The following is a 17,852-nucleotide window of genomic DNA, read 5'->3' as shown; positions in this document are numbered from 1 at the left end:
ATGGATCTCTACACCGAAGGCGACCCGATCGCCGACGCCAAGGCGCCGGACGGTCCCGTCGAGACCCGCTGGGAGCGTCGCCGCTTCGAGGCCAAGCTGGTCAACCCGGCCAACCGCCGCAAGATGACGGTGATCGTGGTCGGCACCGGCCTCGCCGGTGGTGCCGCCGCGGCCACCCTGGGCGAGCAGGGGTACCGGGTCAAGTCCTACTGCTACCAGGACAGCCCCCGCCGGGCCCACTCGATCGCCGCGCAGGGCGGCATCAACGCCGCCAAGAACTACCGCAACGACGGCGACTCGATCCACCGGCTCTTCTACGACACCGTCAAGGGCGGCGACTTCCGCTCCCGGGAGTCGAACGTGCACCGGCTGGCCGAGGTCTCGGTCAACATCATCGACCAGTGCGTCGCCCAGGGTGTCCCCTTCGCCCGCGAGTACGGCGGACTGCTCGACACCCGCTCCTTCGGCGGGGCGCAGGTGCAGCGGACCTTCTACGCCCGGGGACAGACGGGTCAGCAGCTCCTGCTCGGCGCGTACCAGGCCCTGGAGCGGCAGATCGGCCTGGGCAACGTGGAGATGAACACCCGGCACGAGATGCTGGAGCTGATCCTCGTCGACGGCAAGGCCCGGGGCATCGTGGTCCGGGACATGGTCACCGGTGAGGTCACCACCGAGATGGCCGACGCCGTGGTGCTCGCCTCCGGCGGGTACGGCAACGTCTTCTACCTCTCCACCAACGCCAAGGGCTGCAACGTCACCGCCACCTGGCGGGCGCACCGCAAGGGCGCGTACTTCGCCAACCCCTGCTACACCCAGATCCACCCGACCTGCATCCCGGTCTCCGGCGACCACCAGTCGAAGCTGACCCTGATGAGCGAGTCGCTGCGCAACGACGGCCGGGTGTGGGTGCCCAAGACCAAGGGCGACGACCGCAACCCGAAGGACATCCCCGAGGACGAGCGGGACTACTACCTGGAGCGGATCTACCCGTCCTTCGGCAACCTGGTCCCCCGGGACATCGCCTCCCGGGCCGCCAAGAACGTCTGCGACGACGGGCGGGGCGTCGGCCCGACCAAGCTCGGGGTCTACCTCGACTTCGCCGACGCGATCACCCGCCTCGGCCGCAAGGCCGTCGAGGCCAAGTACGGCAACCTCTTCGAGATGTACGAGCGGATCACCGGCGAGGACCCGTACGAGGTCCCGATGCGGATCTACCCCGCCGTGCACTACACGATGGGCGGCCTCTGGGTCGACTACGACCTCCAGTCGAGCATCCCCGGCCTGTTCGTGATCGGTGAGGCGAACTTCTCCGACCACGGCGCGAACCGCCTCGGCGCGTCGGCGCTGATGCAGGGCCTCGCCGACGGCTACTTCGTGCTCCCCAGCACGATCGCCAACTACCTGGCGGCCGGCCCGTTCGAGAAGGTCGACGGGAGTCACCCGGCGGCGGTCGAGGCGCGCGCCGACGTGGAGGACCGGATCCAGCGGCTGCTGGCCGTCGACGGCGACCGGACCGTGGACTCGTTCCACCGGGAGCTCGGCCAGATCATGTGGGAACACTGCGGGATGGAGCGGACCGAGGCCGGGCTGCGCAAGGCCATCGACGAGATCCGCAGCCTGCGCGAGCAGTTCTGGAAGCGGGTCAAGGTGTCGGGCACCGGCGAGGGGCTCAACCAGTCGCTGGAGAAGGCCGGCCGGGTGGCCGACTTCTTCGAGCTGGCCGAGCTGATGTGCATCGACGCCCTGCACCGCGAGGAGTCCTGCGGTGGGCACTTCCGGGGTGAGCACCAGACCCCGGAGGGCGAGGCGCAGCGCGACGACGAGAAGTTCGCGTACGTGGCGGCGTGGGAGTTCACCGCGACCGGGCAGCCGTCGGTGCTGCACAAGGAAGACCTGAAGTTCGAATACGTCCACCCGACGCAGCGGAGCTACAAGTGAACCTGACCCTGCGCATCTGGCGCCAGTCCGGCCCCCAGGACAAGGGTCGGATGGTGACCTACAAGGTCGACGACGTCTCTGCGGACATGTCGTTCCTGGAGATGCTCGACGTGCTCAACGAGCGGCTGATCCTGGCCGGCGACGAGCCGATCGCCTTCGACCACGACTGCCGCGAGGGCATCTGCGGCATGTGCGGCCTGATGATCAACGGTGACGCGCACGGACCGCAGCGCGGCACCACCGCCTGTCAGCTGCACATGCGGCAGTTCTCCGACGGCGAGACGATCGACATCGAGCCGTGGCGCGCCCAGGCCTTCCCGGTCATCAAGGACCTGGTGGTGAACCGGGAGGCGTTCGACGACATCATCGCCGCCGGTGGCTACGTGACGGTGCCGACCGGAAGCGCCCCCGAGGCCCACTCGGTGCCGGTGGCGAAGGCCCACGCCGACGCCGCCTTCGAGTCGGCCGCCTGCATCGGCTGCGGCGCCTGCGTCGCGGCCTGCCCGAACGGCTCCGGGATGCTCTTCACCGCGGCCAAGGTGACCCAGCTGTCGCTGCTGCCGCAGGGGCAGCCGGAGCGGTACACCCGGGTGATCGGGATGGTCGACGCGCACGACGAGGCCGGCTTCGGTGGCTGCACCAACGCCGGTGAGTGCACGGTGGTCTGCCCCAAGGGCATCCCGCTGAGCACCATCGGCCGGCTCAACCGCGACTACCTGGCGGCCAGCGCCAAGCGGGGGGACACCCCGGGCACCTGAGCCCTCCCACCGGGCCGCGACGCGGCCCGCCGAGGCGACCACCACCGGCGTCCATGCTCCCCGGAGCTGGACGCCGGTGGCGTTCTCGACTCGACTCCCGTGAGCGACCGCACGGGGCCGGTCGACTATCCCCGGTCGTCGGGGCCGGCGGCGGGGCGGACCCTCAGGAGGCGGTGCCCCGCCGCCTCGTCCAGGCCGAGGACGCAGTCCTCACGCTCGGCCAGGACCGCCACGAGGTCCTCCTGGATCGGCTTCGGATCCCCCCACGTGCCGTAGAACTTGTCAGGGGTCAGGCAGATCGGGTGCAGCCCCCGGGTGAGCACCGCCTCCCAGGTGGCGAGGGCCACCCCGGGGGTGTGTTCGGCCCGGAAGTCGTCGAGGACCACCACCCCGTCGGGGAGCAGGGCGTCCCTCGCGGCACCGATGTCGCCGTACACGTGCTCGTACAGGTGGGAGGCGTCGATGTGGACGAAGCGGCAGGACTGCGGGGCCACCCGTTCCGGGACCACCGAGGTGGGTGCCTGCAGGACCCGGGGAAGTTCACTGTGGAAGGACAGGTAGTTCCGCTCGAAGGCGGTCCGCGTCGCCAGGGGGAGGTACTCGGCGATCTCACTGCGGACGTCGTCGTCGGGGGCCGGGGACTCGAAGAGGTCGCAGACGGTGAAGCTCTCCCCCTCCCTCAGGTAACGACCCAGGAAGACGGCGCTCTTGCCCAGGTAGACACCCATTTCGAGGAGGTCGCCGCGCTCCCCGCGGTCGTCCTGTCGGGTCAGGATCCAATCGAAGAGCACCTGGTCGACGTCGGAGAACCAGCCGAGTACGTCTCCGAGGAGCCGGGGACGTCCACCGTCGGCCACAGTGGTCGCTGCGGTGGTCTCGTCGCCGACGTCACGGCTCGCCGCCGCACCCTCGGCGGCACGGCCTTTCTCGGTCCGGTCGCGGTCACTGTCAATCCGAACATCGTCGTACGGATCGGAGGTCATGGGGGTCCTGCCTTCCTGGTCACGGATGGGGGACGGAGGGGTCCGGTCGGTGGCGGCACATGCCTCGACGAGTTCGGTGGGTCTCGGAGGCCTTCTTCCGGCGGTGGATCTTACGTGCTCGACCGACAGTCGATCTAGGAAGCACCGGTCGGTCTCGGGATGCGGGCGGGGTGGGCCAGGGTTCAAGGGCGGCGACACGGGTAGCACCTCGTACGGATCAGGACCGTGAACGGGCTCCGAGACGACGGGAAGGCAGCCTCATGAAGGCACTGACATGGCACGGGAAGCGGGACGTCCGGGTGGAGGAGGTGCCCGACCCCCGCATCGAGGAGCCGACCGACGCCGTCGTCCGGATCACCTCGACCGCGATCTGCGGCTCCGACCTGCACCTGTACGAGGTGCTCGGCCCGTACCTGAACCCGGGTGACGTGCTGGGACACGAGCCGATGGGGATCGTCGAGGAGGTCGGGCCGGAGGTGAACCACCTGCGCCCCGGTGACCGGGTGGTGATCCCGTTCAACATCGCCTGCGGCTCCTGTTGGATGTGCCGCCGACAGCTCTACGCCCAGTGCGAGACCACCCAGGTCCGGGCGCAGGGCAAGGGGGCCAGCCTGTTCGGGTACACCTCGCTCTACGGGTCGGTGCCGGGCGGGCAGGCCGAGTACCTGCGCGTACCGCAGGCGCACTTCGGACCGATCAAGGTCCCGGAGAGCGGCCCGGACGAGCGCTACCTCTACCTCTCCGACATCCTGCCCACCGCCTGGCAGGCGGTGAGGTACGCCGACGTGCCGCGCGGGGGGACCCTCGCCGTGTTCGGTCTCGGACCGGTGGGGCAGCTCTGCGCCCGGATCGGCCGGCACCTCGGGGCCGAGCGGGTGATCGGCCTCGACCTGGTGCCCGAGCGGTTGGCGATGGCCCGTCGGCACGGGGTCGAGGTCGTCGACGTGAACAAGCTCAGCGACGTACCGGAGGCGCTGATCGCCCTCGTCGACGGGCGGGGTCCGGACGCGGTGATCGACGCGGTCGGGATGGAGGCGCACGGGTCCACTCCCGGCAGGGTGGCCCAGGCCGCCGTCGGGCTGCTCCCCGACGCCGTCGCCCAACCCATGATCGACAAGGTCGGCGGGGACCGGTTGGTGGTGCTCAAGGCGGCGTTGAAGGCCGTCCGGCGGGGCGGGACCGTCTCCGTCTCCGGGGTGTACGGCGGGGAGGCCGACCCGCTGCCGCTGATGGAGATGTTCGACAGGGGCATCCAGGTGCGGATGGGCCAGTGCCACGTCCGCAGGTGGACCGACGAGATCCTCCCGCTGCTCGCCGGGGACGACGACCCGCTGGGCGTGGAGGATCTGATGACCCACCGGATGCCGCTGGCCGACGCCCCGCAGGCGTACCAGATGTTCCAGGACAAGACCGACGGCTGCGTCAAGGTCGTGCTGCAACCGTGAGCCGGACGGTGGTGGTCACCGGCGCGACGAGCGGGATCGGCCGGGCGGCGGCCCAGGCGTTCGCCGCCCGCGGCGACCGGCTGGTCCTCGCCGCCCGCTCCCCCGAGGCCCTCGACCAGGTACGCGCCGAGTGCCGGGCGGTCGGCGCGACGGTCCTCACGGTGCCCACCGACGTCACCGACTCGGCACGGGTCGAGGAGCTGGCCGACACTGCGGAACGGGAGTTCGGCCGGATCGACGTGTGGGCGCACACCGCCGCCGTGATGGCGTACGGCCGGTTCGAGGAGATCCCGGAGCGGGTCTTCGAGCAGGTGATCCGGACCGACCTGCTGGGCGCGGCGGTGGTGGCCCGGGAGGCGCTGCGGCGGCTACGGGCCACCGGGGGCGGCACCCTCGTCCTCACCGGTTCGGTGCTCGGTCACATCACCGCGCCGTACATGAGCGCCTACGTCGCCAGCAAGTGGGGCCTGCACGGGCTGGTCCGGACCCTGCAACAGGAGGGCCGGGACCGACCGGACGTGCGGATCTGCCTGGTCAGCCCGGGGAGCGTGGACACCCCGGTCTACCAGCAGGCGGCCAACCACCTGGGGTGGGCCGGTCGACCACCGCCCCCGGCGACCGACGCCCGCCGGGTGGCCCGGGCCGTCCTGGACTGCGTCGACCGGCCCCGCCGGGAGGTCTCGGTGGGTCGGCTCAACGGGCTGATGCGACTCGGGTTCACGGTGCTCCCCGGGACGTACGACGTCCTGGTCGGACCGCTGATGCGCCGGGTCGGGCTGACCGGGGAGCGGACACCCCCGCACGACGGGGTGGTCTTCGCCCCGGCACCGGCCGGGTCGGCGGTCCGAGGTGGGTGGGGATCCGGCCTGACCGGGCTGGTCCGGCTGGTCCGGAACCTGCGGTCCGGGTGAGCGGCCGGTCCGCCGCCGACCGCCGGACGGCGAGAGCCCTGCGGCGGGTGGCCGCCGGGTACGCCCGGCACCGGGGCCGGGCCGGCGGGACCTGGCGGGCGTACGTCAGCGTCACCGGGCCGGACGGGATCCCGCAGGAGGCGGTGGCCGAGGAGCCGGACACCCCCGTCGAGGCGTACAGCGTCAACAAGGTCGCGGTGGCGGTGGCGGTGGCGGACATGGTCGACCGGGGACAGGTCGCCCTCGACCGGCGCATCGAGGTCACCCGGGACGTCGTGGTACCCGGGTCGGACGGGATCTTCGCCCTCGACGGGGCCTGGCCGAGCACCGTCACCCTCGGGCACGCGCTGGCGAACCTGCTCACCGTCTCCGACGACACGGCGGTCCGACTCTGTGGGCTGGTCTGCCCGGCCGCCCTGGTCAACCGGACCCTGCGGGACAAGGGCCGGCCGGAGACCCAGGTCCGACCGGCGGCCGACCCGCACCGGTTCCACCTGGGCACCAGCACCGCCCGGGGCACCCACGACCTGCTGTGGGGGTTGGCCACCGGGGCACTGCTCTCGGCGGAGTCGACGGGACACCTGCTCGGGTTGCTCCGCTCCCCCGTCGCGTTCACCGACGGAATCCGCCGGGAGATGTCCTCGGCGCAGCGGTCCCGGGTCGCCACCAAGGCGGGCTGGTTCGCCGACGCCCGGCACGAGGCCGGGATCGTCTTCGCCGGGGACGGGGCGCCGGTGGTGACGTACGCCCTGTTCGCGGCCGGTCAGGCAGGTGCGGAGGACTTCGGGGCGACCCACCCGGCGGTCCGGGCCCGGTCCCGGATGGGACGTGTCCTCCTCGCCGCCGTGGACCAGCTCACCACCGGGCCGGGCGGGCGGGTGCCGCCGTCCCCGGTGCCCTAACGTGGAGGACGGCGGTACGGGCGGGAGGACGACGGACATGGCGGCACCGACGACGCAGGACCCCCGACGGGGTGCGGGGCGGTGGGTGCCCGCCGCAGTGGGTCTGGCCGCCCTGGCCGGACTGGCCTGGGCCGTCCGGGACGTTCCGGCGGCCCTCGGCGGTCGGCTCACCGGAGCCCGCGCCGAGCGGGCCGCCCGGTCCCCGCAGTTCCACGACGGCACCTTCCGCAACCGGGGACGGAGCCGGTCGATCGCGGGTGCCCCCGACCGTGACCTGGTCCGGGAGCTGATCTTCGGCAAGCAGCAGCGCCACCCGCGCCGACCGGTTCCGGTGGTACGCCCCGGGGCCGCCCCCACCCCCGGCGACCACCCCGAACTCAACATCGTCTGGTACGGCCACGCCTCCGCCCTGATCGAGATCGAGGGGCGGCGGGTGCTGCTCGACCCGGTGTGGAGCCGACGTTGCTCCCCGTCGTCGATGATCGGGCCGAAGCGGCTGCACCAGCCCCCGGTCGAGCTGGCCGACCTGCCCGCGGTGGACGCGGTGCTGATCTCCCACGACCACTACGACCACCTCGACCTGGCCACCGTACGGGCGTTGACCGAGGGGCAGTCCGCGCCGTTCCTGGTGCCGTTGGGGGTGGGCGCCCACCTGGAACGGTGGGGGGTGCCGGAGCACCGGATCGTCGAGCTGGACTGGTCGCAGAGCCACCGGGTGGCCGGGTTGACCATCACCGCCACCGTCGCCCAGCACTTCTCGGGGCGGGGGTTGAGCCGCGACGGCACGCTCTGGAGTTCCTGGGTGGTGGCCGGGGAACGGCGGCGGGTCTACTACACCGGCGACTCGGGCTACTTCGACGGGTACGCCGAGATCGGTGCCGAACACGGCCCCTTCGACGTGACGTTGATGCAGATCGGCGCGTACGACAGGGCGTGGCCGAGCATCCACATGTTCCCCGAGGAGGCCGTCGCCGCCCACGTCGACCTCCGTGGTGACCTGCTGGTCCCGGTCCACTGGGCCACCTTCACCCTGGCCCTGCACGACTGGTCCGAACCGGTGGAGCGGCTGGTGGCCGAGGCGGCGACCCGGGGCGTCCGGGTGGCCGTCCCCCGTCCCGGCGAGCGGGTGGTGGTCGACGACCCGCCGCCGGTCGACAGATGGTGGCGGTCGATCACCTGACGTCGTCGGCAGCCCCGGGGACGCCGGCCGTCCGAGGCGGTCGACCACCCCGAGGTGGTGCGGTCGCCCCGAGGTGGTCGGGTCAGAGGACGAAGGCGTCGGTCCAGAGCGCCCCGGAGCGCCCGGAGAGGACGTCGAGCATCGCCACCGCCTGGCCGTCGGTGAGCTGGGCGACGAAGTCGATGATCGCTCGTCCCCGGGCCTTGCCGATCCGGTCGGTGGTCCGGGGGTGCAGTTCGGCCTCGGCCAACTCGACCAGGTCGTGCAGTCGGCGCGGCAGCCGGGAGGTCTCCTCCGGGTCCAGCAGCCACTCCCACAGCGCGTCGACCAGGGTGTCCAGCAGCCGGGCCTGACCCCGCTGGTGGAGGGCCAGGTCGGGGCGGGCCAACACGAACCGGTGGTGGACGAACTTGAGGACCTGCACCTCGTGCCACTGGGCCGGGGCGAGCAGGACGTGACCGGAGCGCATCGAGGGCTTGGCGGTGACGGTGATCGAGTCCACCAGTCGGGTGGTCCAGCGGGCGGAGAAGCGGGCCACGTACTGTTCCGCCTCGATCGACCCGTCGAAGGGCAACGCCAACAGTCCCTCGACCAGTTCGGCGCGGACGTGCTCGACGGCGGCGGCGAACGCCTCGTCGTCGGCGATCCAGCAGTCCTTGCGGTGCAGTTGCCGACGGAGCTGTTCGATGGCGGCCCCGGGTCGGCGGGCCACCCCGTCCAGCGCCGGGTCGGTGATCGCCCGGAAGTGGCCGCTCTCCCGCTGCCAGGCCATCAGCTCCGCGGCCACGGTGCCCTGCTGGAGCACCCCCACCCGGTAGAAGTCCTCCACGTCGTGGATGGCGTACGCGATGTCGTCGGCGGTGTCCATCACCGACGCCTCGGGGGTCTGCTGCCAGTCGGCGATCCGCCCGACGAACGGCTCCCGGGCCTGCCGGAGATCGCCCAGCTCCGTGCGGTACGCCCCGAACTTCGACGAGCCGCTGCCCGGGTCGTCCGGCGGTGGGGTGGCCCCGCGCGGCGGCGGGTCGAGCAGGCGGGGGTGCGGGTCGGGGTGGTCCAGCCGGGTCCACGGGTACTTCAGCATCGCGGCGCGGACGGCGGCGGTCAGGTCGAGTCCGGTGGTGGCCGCTCCCCGGATCTCGGTGCTGGTGACGATCCGGTACGACTGGGCGTTGCCCTCGAATCCGTCGGTCAGGCCGAGCCGGTTGCGGGCGAGCCGGTCCAGTACCCGCTCCCCCAGGTGCCCGAAGGGCGGGTGGCCCAGGTCGTGGGCGAGCGCGGCGGCCTCCACCACGTCCGGGTCGCAGCCGCCGAGGGCGGTCAGCAGGTCGCGGTGCCCCTCGTCGGCCCCGAGCCGCTCGGCGATCGCCCGGGCCACCTGGGCGACCTTCAGGCTGTGGGTGAGCCGGTTGTGCACCAGCAGCCCGGATCCGCCGGGGCTGACCACCTGGGTGACACCGGCCAGCCGGGCGAAGAACGGTGAGCTGACGATCCGGTCCCGGTCCGCCCGGAACGGGCTGGCGGCCAGGTCACCGAGGGTGCGGGCACTTCCGCCGAAGAGTCGACGGGCCCGCGCGTCCGCAGGTGGTTCCATGATCGCCACGCTAGCGCAGACCCGACGGCGGGGCGACGGGTCACCGGTACGCGGTGGACGCGACGGTCGAGGCCCTGATCGCGGCGGTTCCCGGCGGGTGCGGGGTCGGCTGTCGGGGCAGGGCGGCACAATGCAGGACGGAACCCACCCGAGAAGGCGGATCATCATCGTGACGCAGTCTGTTCATCAGCGGATCGCCGACGAGCTCGGCGTCGCCGAGCGCCAGGTACGGGCGGCAGTGGAGCTGCTCGACGGCGGCTCCACAGTCCCGTTCATCGCCCGCTACCGCAAGGAGGCCACCGGGCTCCTCGACGACGCCCAGCTGCGCACCCTGGAGGAACGGCTGCGCTACCTGCGGGAGCTGGACGAGCGGCGCGCGGCGGTGCTGGAGTCGATCCGGGGTCAGGGCAAGCTCGACGAGGCCCTCGAAGCACAGATCCTGGCGGCCGACTCGAAGTCCCGGCTGGAGGACATCTACCTGCCGTTCAAGCCGAAGCGCCGGACCCGGGCCCAGATCGCCAGGGAGGCCGGTCTGGAGCCGTTGGCCGAGGCGCTGCTGGCCGATCCGGGGCTGGAGCCGAAGGTCGCCGCCGTCGGGTACGTGGACGCCGACGCCGGGGTGGCCGATCCGGCAGCCGCGCTGGAGGGGGCCCGGGCCATCCTCATCGAGCGCTTCGCCGAGGACGCCGACCTGATCGGCACGCTGCGGGAGCAGATGTGGTCGCGGGGCCGGCTGGTGGCGAGGGTACGCGACGGCCAGGAGGCCGCCGGGGCGAAGTTCTCCGACTACTTCGACTTCGCCGAGCCGTACCCGAAGCTGCCCTCGCACCGGATCCTGGCGATGCTGCGCGGCGAGAAGGAGGGCGTGCTCGACCTGACGATGGATCCGGAGCCGGAGGGTGACTCGGACGGTGTCCCGGCCGGACCCAGCCGGTACGAGGCGGCGGTCGCCGGCCGGTTCGGGATCACCGACGCGGGTCGCCCGGCGGACCGGTGGCTCGCGGACACGGTCCGTTGGGCGTGGCGTACCCGGATCCTCATCCACCTCGGGGCGGACCTGCGGATGCGGCTGTGGCAGGCCGCCGAGGAGGAGGCCGTCCGGGTCTTCGCCACCAACCTGCGTGACCTCCTGCTGGCCGCTCCGGCCGGCACCCGGGCGACGATGGGTCTGGACCCGGGTCTGCGTACCGGGGTGAAGGTGGCGGTGGTGGACGCCACCGGAAAGGTCGTCGCCACCGACACGATCTACCCGCACGAGCCGCGCCGACAGTGGGACGCCTCGCTGTCGACCCTGGCGACGCTGGCCGCGGCGCACGGCGTGGAGCTGATCGCGATCGGCAACGGCACCGCCAGCCGGGAGACCGACAAGCTCGCCGGTGACCTGATCAAGCGGCACCCGGAGCTGTCGTTGACCAAGGTGGTGGTTTCCGAGGCCGGGGCCTCGGTCTACTCCGCCTCCGCGTACGCCTCGCAGGAGCTGCCCGGTCTGGACGTGTCGCTGCGCGGTGCGGTCTCCATCGCCCGTCGTCTCCAGGACCCGCTGGCCGAGCTGGTCAAGATCGACCCGCGCTCCATCGGGGTCGGGCAGTACCAGCACGACCTCTCCGAGGTGAAGCTCTCCCGGTCGCTGGACGCGGTGGTCGAGGACTGCGTCAACGCGGTCGGGGTGGACGTGAACACCGCCTCCGCCCCGCTGCTCACCCGGGTCTCCGGGATCGGGGCGGGGTTGGCCGAGAACATCGTGCTGCACCGGGACGCCAACGGCCCGTTCCGGAGCCGGGCGGAGCTGCGCAAGGTGCCCCGGCTCGGGCCGAAGGCGTTCGAGCAGTGCGCGGGCTTCCTGCGCATCCCCGGCGGGGACGACCCGCTGGACTCCTCGAGCGTGCACCCGGAGGCGTACCCGGTGGTCCGCCGGATCCTGGCCGGCACCGGGCAGGACCTCACCTCGATCATCGGCAGGAGCGCCATCCTGCGCGGGCTGCGGGCCACCGACTTCGTCGACGACACGTTCGGTCTGCCCACCGTCACCGACATCCTCGCCGAGTTGGAGAAGCCGGGACGTGACCCCCGGCCGGAGTTCCGTACGGCGACCTTCGTCGAGGGGGTGGAGAAGATCAGCGACCTCACCCCCGGCATGGTGCTGGAGGGGGTGGTCACGAACGTGGCCGCGTTCGGCGCCTTCGTCGACGTCGGGGTGCACCAGGACGGCCTGGTGCACGTCTCGGCGATGTCGCACACCTTCGTCAAGGATCCCCGGGACGTGGTGAAGTCCGGTGACGTGGTCCGGGTGAAGGTGCTCGACGTGGACGTACCGCGCAAGCGGATCTCGCTGACCCTGCGGCTGGAGGACGAGTCTCCGGCCGGTGGGGGTCGGGGGTCCGGCGAGGGTGGTCGCCGGGGTGCCACGCCGACCGGCGGTCAGCGGGACGCCGGTGGGGGCCGTCGGGGTGGTTCGGGTGGTTCCGGTGGTCAGCGCGGCGACCGGACCGACCAGGGCGGTGCGGGCGGGTCCGGGCGGTCGACCGCCGGTGGCCAGCGCGGCGGCCGGGGTGACCAGCGTGGTGACCAGGGCGGTCGGGGTTCACGGGGCGGGCCGCAGCAGCGTTCCGGCCGGGGTGCCGCCCCGGTCAACGACGCGATGGCCGAGGCGCTGCGCCGGGCCGGCCTGGCCTGAGTCGGGTGTCCCGCACCCCCGTCCGGCGTGGTCCGGTCGGGGGTGCGGGGCGTAGCGTCGGGGCGTGGGTGACGACGACGGCCGGGACTGGCAGGAGCAGCGCGGGCGGGCGGTCCGGGCGCACGCGGAGGCCGAGCGGCGTCGGCGGGCGGCCGAGCACGCCGAGGCGGCCGAGCTGGTGGCGGAGTTCGCCGCCGAGGCGACCCGGCGCGGGCTGGCCACGACCCGTCTCACCGCCCGGTCCCACGACGGCCGGGCGCGCTACCGGACCCCGCTGACCGGCTGGTACGTGGATCGGGCGCGGACCCGGGCGGTGGACACCGGGGGCCGGTTCCACCTGTTGAGCGTCCCGTCCCGGTTCCGGTTCCGGTTGTTCGGGGTGGAGCCGGCGGGTGATCCGGCTCCGTTGGTCCTCGGCCGGGGTGGCCGCGACGGCGAGTCGATCCCGTTGCGGACCCTGCTCACCCGGCGACTGGAGGCCGGTGACGACTGGCGCTGACCGGCTGGTCGGCGTCGCCCCCGGCGCAGCGGGTGTAGCAGTTCATCGGCCGCCCCTCGGCGGTGGTGAAGTTTCCCGCCGGGGTCCATCCGGCCCGGCGGTAGAAGGCGTTGACCCGGTCGTTGTCGACGGCGTCGGTGGTCAGGTACGCCGAGGTGACCCCCCGTCGGCGGACCTCCCGCCACCAGGCGTCGACGAGGCGGCGACCGTGCCCGCCGTGTTCGGTGGCGGGGTCGACGCAGATCGAGCTGAGCAGGGCGCCCCGGGTGTCGACGGGCACCTCGCCCCGGTAGGCGAGTCCGCGCAGCACCCGTACCGCCACCCCGGGGCGGCGCAGCACCGCCGGCACGCTCGCCAACGCCAGCCGGGCGCCCCTGCGGCGCAGGAGCCGGCGGAAGAACATCCCCGGGGCGACGGTCCCGACGACGGTGCCGACGAGCCGACCGTCGGGGTCCCGGGCCACGGCGGTGACCGCGTCGGGGTCCTGTACGAAGCCGGTGTAGAACTCCCTGAGGAAGGGCTCGCCGAGGCTGGACAGGAAGAACCTGTCGAAGGCGCGGACGTGCAGCGCGGCGGCGGCCCGGACGTCGGCGGCGGTCAGCGGGGCGAGGTCGCCGTGGGTGCCGGGGTTCATCGACGGCCCCCGGTCGCGGCGGCGGCCCGCAGCGCCTCCTCGACCCGCCGCACCCCGGAGGCGAGCGAGTACTCCCGGTCGTAGAACTCCCGGCCGGCCCGGCCCAGGATGTCGAGTTTCTCCCGGCCGAGAGCGCACACCTCACGGACGGCGTCGGCGATCGAGTGCGGGTCGCCGGGCCGGGCGGTGATCCCGGCCCCGCTGGCGGCAGCGACGGCCGCCGCGTCCCCGTCGGCGGCGACCAGCAGGGCGCGTCCGGCGGCGAGGATGGTCTGGACCTTGCTCGGCATGGTGTAGGCCGACATCCCGGCGGGTCGCAGGCTCACCACGTGGGCGTCACCGGTGCGCAGCAGGGCCGGCATCCGGTCGGCGGGCAGCCGCCCGAGGAACCTGACGTTGCGCAGTCCGTGCCGTTCGACCTGGTCCCGTAGGCGTCCCTCGGCGTTGCCGGAGCCGGCGAAGAGGCAGACGAGTCCGGGCTCGTCGACCAGGGTCAGGGCCTCCACCAGGGCGTCGAGCCCCTGGGCCTCGCCCATGGTGCCCGCGTACGCCAGGACGGTCTGGTCGGGGCTCAGGCCCAGTTCGGCGCGGAGGTCACCGTGGCCGGGGCCCGGGTGTTCGTCGGCCCACATCGGGACGTGCACGAGTTTCTCCTCGGGTACGCCCCGACGGGCCAGGAGTTCCCCGGCTCCGGGCGAGATGTAGGCGACCCGGGTGGCGGCCCGGTACATCGCCGTGCACCAGCCGCTCATGGCGTGGGTGAGGACCCGTCCGCGTCGACCGGTGCCGAGGAATCCGCTGGCCTGGGCGCTGTCCGGCCAGAGGTCGAGCACGTGCAGGACGACCGGGATCCGGTGGGCGTAGCGGGTGAACCACATCGGCAGCGAGACGGTGATCGGGGAGTTGCTGACCCAGAGGGCGTCGAGGCCGCGCAGCGCGTCGGTGCCGGAGGCGAGGGCGGAGGCGGCGAAGGAGCCGTAGGTGGTCAGGCGGCGCAGCGCCGAGGCGTCGTGGCTGGGGTAGAGGGCGACCCGGCGGATCCGTACGCCCTCGTCGCCGACCTCGTCGCGGCGGCGGGTGATCCGGTGACCGGGGGCGAGTCGGCCGGTGGGGTAGTTCGGGAACCCGGTGAGCACCTGGACGTCGTGACCTCGGCGGGCGAGCCCCCGGGCGAGGGCACCGGGCAGTGCCGCCGGACCCGGCTCGGGGTCGTACCACTGGGTGAGCAGGCCGACCCGCATTCGCACCTCACGAGAAAGATTCGCATAACGGTTGAATAGTCACCAGAAAGGGCGAAAGGAGTTTAACTCTGCGGTAGACCCGAAAACTCGCATTGCAGGAAAGAGGAGTTCGTGGTGGACGAGAGCAGGCTTCCCTTCGCGTTGCCGGACATCGGGGAGGAGGAGATCGCCGCCGTCACCGACGCGCTGCGTTCGGGCTGGCTCTCCAGCGGTCCCCTGGTGCCCCGCTTCGAGCAGCGCTTCGCCGACGCGTGCGGGGGCCGGGTCGGTGCCGTCGCGGTGAACTCCGCGACCGCCGGTCTGCACCTGGCGTTGGAGGCGCTCGGCGTCGGCCCCGGGATGGAGGTGCTGGTCCCGACCTGGACCTTCACCGCCACCGCCGAGGTCGTGGTCCACCTGGGAGCCGAACCGGTCCTCGTCGACGTGGACCCGGACACCCTCCACATCGACTTCACCGACGCGGCCCGCAAGGTCACCGACCGGACCGTCGCCGTCGTCCCGGTGCACTTCGCCGGCCAACCCGTGTCCGCCGCCGACCTGCGCGACTTCGCCGACACCCACCGGCTCGCGGTGGTCGAGGACGCCGCCCACTCCTTCCCGGCGAGCAGCCAGGGGATCCCGGTGGGCGCCGGCACCAGCGCGGCGACGGTGTTCAGCTTCTACGCCACGAAGACCATCACCACCGGCGAGGGCGGCATGGTGGTCACCCGCGACCCCGACGTGGCCCGCCGGATCCGCACCACCCGGCTGCACGGGTTCGACCGGGACGGCTTCGCCCGGTACCGCAGCGACCGACCGTCCTGGCGGTACGACGTGGTCGAGGCGGGTTGGAAGTGCAACCTCACCGACCCGGCCGCCGCCATGGGCCTGGTCCAGCTCGACCGGGCGGAGGCGATGCGGGCCCGCCGACAGGAGATCGCCGGGCGGTACCGGAACGCCTTCGCCGACCTCCCCCTCGACCTCCCGCCACCCGGTCCGGCCGGGGACGTGCACGCCTGGCACCTGTTCGTGGTCCGGCTGCGCTCCGAGGCACTCTACGACCGGGACGGGTTCGTCCGGGAGATGTCCCGCCTCGGCGTCGGGTGCAGCGTGCACTTCATCCCGCTGCACCAGCACACCTACTGGCGCGACCGGGGGCGGCTCACCGACGACCTGTTCCCGGTCGCCAGTGCGGAGTTCGCCCGGGTGGTCAGCCTGCCCCTCTTCTCGGCCATGACCGACGACCAGGTCGAGCGGGTCGTCACCACTGTCCACAAGGTGCTCCAGTGATCAAGAGGATCTTCGACGTCACGGTCGCGGCCGTGGCCCTGCTGCTGTCCGCCCCGGTACTGGCGCTGATCGCGGTGGCGATCCGGCTCGACGACGGCGGCCCGGTACTGTTCCGCCAGCAGCGGGCCGGTCGGGGTGGCACCAGCTTCCACATCCACAAGTTCCGCAGCATGCGGACCGTGGCGGGGGCCGCCGTCACCTCCGACACCGACGACCGGATCACCCGGGTGGGTCGACTCCTGCGCGCCACGAAACTCGACGAACTCCCCCAGCTGTACGACGTCCTGGTCGGCCACATGAGCCTGGTCGGCCCGCGCCCCGAGGTGCACCGGTACGTCGCCCACTGGCCCCCGCCGGCCCGCCTGCGGATCCTGTCCGTACGGCCCGGGATCACCGATCCGGCGTCGATCGCGTACCGCCACGAGTCGGCCGAGTTGGCGCAGGCCGCCCAGCCGGAGGAGTACTACGTCTCGGTGGTCCTGCCCCGGAAGGTGGAGATGTACCTGCGCTACGTCGACACCCGCAGCTTCCTCGGGGACCTGCGCATCCTCGCCCGTACCGTGCGGGTGGTGCTCAGCCGGTGACCCGCCGACGCGTGGGCCGGAGGTCGGACCCCCGGCCCACGCGTCGAGTCGGAGCGTCGAACCCCGGCCCGCGTCGGTTCGTCAGTGGCGGATGCCGGCCCAGTCGTGGTGGCGGCGGACGGTGGAGAGGATGAAGTCGACCACCCGGCGGGAGGTGTCGGTGACCCGGTAGTCGGCCGGGCAGGGCACCCCGTCGGCGGCGACCTGGTCGACGACCACCCGGACCGCCTCCACCACCCCGGCCGGATCCAGACCGGTCATGACGATCCCGCCCGCGTCCAACGCCTCCGGCCGCTCGATCGACTCCCGGAGGGTGACCGCCGGGAAGCCCAGGATCGCCGCCTCCTCGCTGATCGTGCCGCTGTCGGAGAGCGTGCAGCGGGCCCGGCGCTGCAACTGGACGTAGTCGATCAGACCGAACGGCTCGTGGAAGGTGATCCGGTCCAGGCTCAACGCGTCGGCGGCCAGGGACTCCAACCGCTTGCGGGTCCGGGGATGGGTGCTGACCAGCACCGGCAGTCCCCAGGTGTCACGGACCGCGCGGAGGCAGTCGAGCAGGCGTCCCAACCGGTCCGGCCTGTCGACGTTCTCCTCCCGGTGCGCGCTGACCAGGAAGTACCCGCCCTCGGTGAGCCCGAGCTGGTCGAGGACGGCGGAGCGTTCCACATCCGGCAGGTAGTGGGTCAACACCTCCCGCATCGGGGAGCCGGTGTGCAGGATCCGGCGGGGGTGCAGACCCTCGGCGAGCAGGTTGCGTCGGGCGTGCTCGGTGTAGACCAGGTTGAAGTCGGCGACGTGGTCGACCAGCCGCCGGTTCGTCTCCTCCGGGACGTTGAGGTCGAAACACCGGTTCCCGGCCTCCATGTGGTAGACCGGCACCCGCATCCGGCGGGCCATCAGCGCCGCGATGCAGCTGTTGGTGTCCCCGAGGACCAGCAGGGCGTCGGGGCGTACCTCGGTGATGGCCTGCTCCACCCCGACCAGGACCCCGCCCAGGACCCGCCCCAACGACGAGGTGTCCACCCGGAGGAACCGGTCCGGCTGACGCAGCCGCAGCTCGTCGAAGAACACGTCGGACAGCGACCGGTCCCAGTTCTGCCCGGTGTGCACCAGGACGTGGTCGACGGTACGGTCCAGCCGGTCCAACACCCGGGACAGCCGGATGATCTCCGGACGGGTACCGACCACTGTCATCACTCTGGTCATGCCTGTTCCTCCCTGATCCCGCCGACCGCCCGGT

15 protein-coding genes are annotated in these 17,852 nt (G+C 72.5%); 10 read left to right on the top strand and 5 right to left on the bottom strand.

The features are described from left to right. Both WHN02_RS13095 and WHN02_RS13090 read left to right on the top strand, forming a co-directional pair. Entirely contained in the window at positions 1–1,938 is a 1,938-nt protein-coding gene (locus WHN02_RS13095; RefSeq protein WP_434743564.1) for a fumarate reductase/succinate dehydrogenase flavoprotein subunit, read from the top strand. Further along, complete coding sequence (locus tag WHN02_RS13090) at positions 1,935–2,696, top strand: succinate dehydrogenase/fumarate reductase iron-sulfur subunit (RefSeq protein ID WP_434743563.1); 762 nt, start codon at positions 1,935–1,937, stop codon at positions 2,694–2,696. Before WHN02_RS13095 ends, WHN02_RS13090 begins: the two co-directional genes overlap by 4 nt. 125 nt (positions 2,697–2,821) lie before the next feature. Here the strand turns inward: WHN02_RS13090 and WHN02_RS13085 are convergent, their stop codons facing one another. Next, complete coding sequence (locus WHN02_RS13085; protein ID WP_434743562.1) at positions 2,822–3,679, bottom strand: class I SAM-dependent methyltransferase; 858 nt, start codon at positions 3,677–3,679, stop codon at positions 2,822–2,824. A 260-nt stretch (positions 3,680–3,939) separates the two neighbouring features. Here WHN02_RS13085 and WHN02_RS13080 point away from each other — a divergent pair, with 260 nt between their 5' ends. From WHN02_RS13080 to WHN02_RS13065, 4 genes are read left to right on the top strand one after another with little or no spacing between them, the layout of a single operon-like run. Further along, positions 3,940–5,124: a zinc-dependent alcohol dehydrogenase gene (locus tag WHN02_RS13080; protein WP_434743561.1), complete on the top strand. Its 1,185-nt coding sequence runs from the start codon at positions 3,940–3,942 to the stop codon at positions 5,122–5,124. Then, complete coding sequence (locus WHN02_RS13075) at positions 5,121–6,035, top strand: SDR family NAD(P)-dependent oxidoreductase (protein ID WP_434743560.1); 915 nt, start codon at positions 5,121–5,123, stop codon at positions 6,033–6,035. Before WHN02_RS13080 ends, WHN02_RS13075 begins: the two co-directional genes overlap by 4 nt. Continuing rightward, a complete protein-coding gene (locus tag WHN02_RS13070; RefSeq protein ID WP_434743559.1) occupies positions 6,032–6,937 on the top strand; it encodes a serine hydrolase in 906 nt (301 codons plus the stop codon). Before WHN02_RS13075 ends, WHN02_RS13070 begins: the two co-directional genes overlap by 4 nt. Positions 6,938–6,974: 37 nt before the next feature. Then, complete coding sequence (locus WHN02_RS13065) at positions 6,975–8,117, top strand: MBL fold metallo-hydrolase (RefSeq protein ID WP_434743558.1); 1,143 nt, start codon at positions 6,975–6,977, stop codon at positions 8,115–8,117. Positions 8,118–8,199: 82 nt separating this feature from the next. Here the strand turns inward: WHN02_RS13065 and WHN02_RS13060 are convergent, their stop codons facing one another. Continuing rightward, entirely contained in the window at positions 8,200–9,711 is a 1,512-nt protein-coding gene (locus WHN02_RS13060; RefSeq protein ID WP_434743557.1) for a deoxyguanosinetriphosphate triphosphohydrolase family protein, read from the bottom strand. A gap of 169 nt (positions 9,712–9,880) precedes the next feature. On the opposite strand from WHN02_RS13060, the gene WHN02_RS13055 reads away from it, so the two are divergent. Further along, positions 9,881–12,385 (top strand): Tex family protein, encoded by a 2,505-nt coding sequence (locus tag WHN02_RS13055; RefSeq protein WP_434743556.1) that lies wholly within the window; start codon positions 9,881–9,883, stop codon positions 12,383–12,385. 64 nt (positions 12,386–12,449) lie between these two features. Further along, positions 12,450–12,884, top strand: coding sequence for a hypothetical protein (locus WHN02_RS13050; protein ID WP_434743555.1), 435 nt, complete (start codon positions 12,450–12,452; stop codon positions 12,882–12,884). Here WHN02_RS13050 and WHN02_RS13045 read toward each other — a convergent pair. Further along, positions 12,847–13,518 (bottom strand): GNAT family N-acetyltransferase, encoded by a 672-nt coding sequence (locus tag WHN02_RS13045; protein WP_434743554.1) that lies wholly within the window; start codon positions 13,516–13,518, stop codon positions 12,847–12,849. The two genes, WHN02_RS13050 and WHN02_RS13045, sit on opposite strands and share 38 nt — an antisense overlap. After that, the gene (locus tag WHN02_RS13040; protein ID WP_434743553.1) at positions 13,515–14,759 is read right to left on the bottom strand and encodes a glycosyltransferase family 4 protein; all 1,245 of its coding nucleotides are present in this window, start codon (positions 14,757–14,759) and stop codon (positions 13,515–13,517) included. The genes WHN02_RS13045 and WHN02_RS13040 overlap by 4 nt, the downstream gene beginning before the upstream one ends. A 114-nt stretch (positions 14,760–14,873) precedes the next feature. On the opposite strand from WHN02_RS13040, the gene WHN02_RS13035 reads away from it, so the two are divergent. After that, positions 14,874–16,028 carry a DegT/DnrJ/EryC1/StrS family aminotransferase gene (locus WHN02_RS13035; protein ID WP_434743552.1) on the top strand — a complete coding sequence of 385 codons (1,155 nt, stop codon included), beginning with the start codon at positions 14,874–14,876 and terminating at the stop codon, positions 16,026–16,028. Continuing rightward, positions 16,025–16,612, top strand: coding sequence for a sugar transferase (locus WHN02_RS13030; protein ID WP_434743551.1), 588 nt, complete (start codon positions 16,025–16,027; stop codon positions 16,610–16,612). Before WHN02_RS13035 ends, WHN02_RS13030 begins: the two co-directional genes overlap by 4 nt. An 81-nt stretch (positions 16,613–16,693) precedes the next feature. Here the strand turns inward: WHN02_RS13030 and wecB are convergent, their stop codons facing one another. Continuing rightward, positions 16,694–17,818 (bottom strand): non-hydrolyzing UDP-N-acetylglucosamine 2-epimerase, encoded by a 1,125-nt coding sequence (gene wecB / locus WHN02_RS13025; RefSeq protein ID WP_434743550.1) that lies wholly within the window; start codon positions 17,816–17,818, stop codon positions 16,694–16,696. Positions 17,819–17,852 lie beyond the last annotated feature (34 nt).

The organism is Micromonospora sp. SH-82, from assembly GCF_051132485.1.
GTDB lineage: Bacteria > Actinomycetota > Actinomycetes > Mycobacteriales > Micromonosporaceae > Micromonospora.
The sequence above is the reverse complement of the archived record's forward strand: the minus strand, read 5'-3'. Positions and strand labels throughout refer to the sequence as shown.

Coding starts and splice junctions, on each gene's coding strand:
- WHN02_RS13080 (WP_434743561.1), top strand. CDS start 3,940: ATGAAGGCACTGACATGGCACGGGAAGCGGGACGTCCGGGTGGAGGAG.
- WHN02_RS13045 (WP_434743554.1), bottom strand. CDS start 13,518: ATGAACCCCGGCACCCACGGCGACCTCGCCCCGCTGACCGCCGCCGAC.
- WHN02_RS13040 (WP_434743553.1), bottom strand. CDS start 14,759: ATGCGGGTCGGCCTGCTCACCCAGTGGTACGACCCCGAGCCGGGTCCG.
- wecB (WP_434743550.1), bottom strand. CDS start 17,818: ATGACCAGAGTGATGACAGTGGTCGGTACCCGTCCGGAGATCATCCGG.
- WHN02_RS13085 (WP_434743562.1), bottom strand. CDS start 3,679: ATGACCTCCGATCCGTACGACGATGTTCGGATTGACAGTGACCGCGAC.
- WHN02_RS13065 (WP_434743558.1), top strand. CDS start 6,975: ATGGCGGCACCGACGACGCAGGACCCCCGACGGGGTGCGGGGCGGTGG.
- WHN02_RS13095 (WP_434743564.1), top strand. CDS start 1: ATGGATCTCTACACCGAAGGCGACCCGATCGCCGACGCCAAGGCGCCG.
- WHN02_RS13060 (WP_434743557.1), bottom strand. CDS start 9,711: ATGGAACCACCTGCGGACGCGCGGGCCCGTCGACTCTTCGGCGGAAGT.